This window comes from Bacteroides sp. DH3716P (assembly GCF_025914115.1).
Taxonomy (GTDB): domain Bacteria; phylum Bacteroidota; class Bacteroidia; order Bacteroidales; family Bacteroidaceae; genus Bacteroides; species Bacteroides ovatus.
In genome coordinates this window covers 6,622,353-6,624,965 of record NZ_CP083673.1, presented here as the reverse complement: position 1 = coordinate 6,624,965, position 2,613 = coordinate 6,622,353, and the positions used below count along the sequence as shown (strand labels likewise).

Below are 2,613 nucleotides of genomic sequence, written 5' to 3'. Positions count from 1 at the left end.
TCCATGACCTTTGTCTTTTGACCATTACCATACTTGTCTCTCATTCTTGCACGCAGCGAGTTGAGACCGCTGTAGTCGTTTCGAGGATAACCGTTTGTGACGGAGGAAGTGGCATCGTCAGAAAAGAGGTGGCCGTATTTGTCCAGAAGTCCCTCGATTGCAAGAATCTTACGCAGCTGTTCCAGAGTCTGACAGTCTCGATCGTGCTGGGCGTGATAGCGGCTGTTGCTGTCAGAAAGGGATGCGGCGTAGGCGGAAAGCCATTCGTTCTGTGCGATGTACGGACGAGCGTCTATCACTCGCTTCCAGCCAGTCTTGCCAATGCGGACAGAGAGGCCGAGGGATGCGGACAGCAGATGGTCGCCAAGGCGGTGTGCCTTGCCATAGCCGTCAAAATCCTGCATGGTGGTNATGCGGACAGAGAGGCCGAGGGATGCGGACAGCAGATGGTCGCCAAGGCGGTGTGCCTTGCCATAGCCGTCAAAATCCTGCATGGTGGTCATGTTGCCTATCTCTGCCGTAACAGCAATGCGTGGGGAGAGATGATACAGCCCCTGTATGCCGTAGGAAATGGTAAAGGGCTTGTGGGCATTCACCTTGTTGTGCAGCATACCCACGCCCACGTATGGAATGACACACCATCGGGCAAGGGTGTGTACATCGTCCTTGTAGAGGTTGCCGAGGACATTCCACATGAAATCAGCACGAAGGTACTGGTAGTCCTGCGAGGAGTTGTTGCAGTCGTTGAACTGCATACCGCCATAGTTCAGACGACCGCCGACGGAAGGTGTGAACCATTTGCCGATCGACACGGAGAATGCCGGTTTCATGCGACCGAATAGGTCGTTGCATCCGAGCGGTTTGCCGAGGAAGACCGTAGTTCCTCCTGCCGCTTGGACAAACCAGTTGTCCGTCCANAAGCCAAGGGATAGAATAAGTATTTTTCTCATGTTGTTCAATTTAATCTGGTGAATACTATAACAGGTGATACGTGACAGTGCCGCTTATCGTTTCTTCCTTTTGCCGGAAGAGGGGCGCATCATGCGTGCAGCTTTCATCATGCAACGGCGTGCCCAAGCGCGTTCATCCTCGTCATCGTCACGTCCCCATTTGAGGTCGGACGAACTGCCGCCACCGCCATGACCTTCGGCAAAGGTGGTGGCATCATCGACGTAGCCGAGGAATAGAAGCGTGGCACAGTACATCACCTCCGTTCCATTCTCCGCAAAGGCCTGAAGCAGGGAACCGTCAAACACGTCCTTGCCCTCATTGGAAAGCCGTGCCACACGTTCGGAGAACTCGCTGACCATGTTTTCGAGAAGGGCATTTCTGAGAACGGTGTCCGCACCTTGTCGGATAGTATCGGAATATCTGTGTGCCTCCTGCCGCAACTCCTCCGTGCGCTCCTTCATGGCGGTCATCTCCTCACGCAGGGCATCGAGCTTGCGGTCAGCCTCTGAGAGCTTCTCCTGCTTGTCGTCCAGTTTCGACTGGATAGCGGACAGTTCCTGCTCCAGCTCTTGGACTTGCTGACGGAGAGCATCAGGATTGTCGTGACCTGCAAGAATCTGCCGATGCAATTCAGCAAGTGCCGCCTCCTTCTCAGCCTTCTCCTGCAAGAGGTTGTTGACCATTGAGGTGAGTCCTTTTACTCTCCGCTCTGCCAGACGGATGTCCGANGCCGCCTCCTTCTCAGCCTTCTCCTGCAAGAGGTTGTTGACCATTGAGGTGAGTCCTTTTACTCTCCGCTCTGCCAGACGGATGTCCGATTGGAGCGAGGCGAGTGTCCGCTGATGGGTGGCGACGGACTGCTCAATGGTGGTGCACTGTTCTGACAGCTGGCGGCGGTATTCTTCGGTGGTGCGGTGGCGTGCTCCCGTCTCTGAGACGGAAGTTCCGCGCTCCATGCCCCAACGCTTGTTGACATCGGCAAATTCGCTGTGCAGGGCTTTCATCCTGGCAGAAAACTCGTACTTGTCCTTTCCGGCGAATATCTGTTTGTATGCAAACTTGCCGTCCTTGATTGGCAAGAGGGTGCAGTGAACGTGCGGATTGGTTTCGTCCAAGTGTAAGATGAAAGCGACGATGTTCTCCTCACCGTATTTGTCCGCAACAAAGCGGTAAACATCCTTTGCCCATTCCTCAATGTCCTTGCATCGGGNATGAAAGCGACGATGTTCTCCTCACCGTATTTGTCCGCAACAAAGCGGTAAACATCCTTTGCCCATTCCTCAATGTCCTTGCATCGGGTTAGATGCGAATTGTCCGCTCCGTGAGTGAGATTCACCTTCTGGTCACCGAATGCCAATTCTGTCATACGTTCTCGTGAGCCTCCGAAGATGAAATTGACCACTGTGCGGAAGCGTGGCTCTGCCAGTCCCTCGTTGGGGTCTTTGATTCCACGGCTCCGCAGGATGTCTGCCATGCGCTCCGGGATGCTTCGGCTCTTGTCTATAGGACAAACCTTGCCGCCCCGAACCTCGAAGTTGAGCCGCTCACGGCTGCGGTCGTAGTTGCCTGTTGATTCAGCGGATCCCCAACCCTTTTCCGTCCAACGGCGTTGGTGCTCGTTGCTCTGTGCTGTGGTGATTCCCTTAGATGGTCGGAAATCCA

The 2,613-nt window shown here is 54.5% G+C and carries 2 pseudogenes; both read right to left on the bottom strand.

The window, feature by feature from the left end:
* Nucleotides 1-950, bottom strand: a pseudogene (locus KQP79_RS25785) (hypothetical protein); the annotation flags it as partial.
* 54 nt (nucleotides 951-1,004) lie between these two features.
* A pseudogene (locus tag KQP79_RS25780) lies at nucleotides 1,005-2,613 on the bottom strand (plasmid recombination protein); the annotation flags it as partial.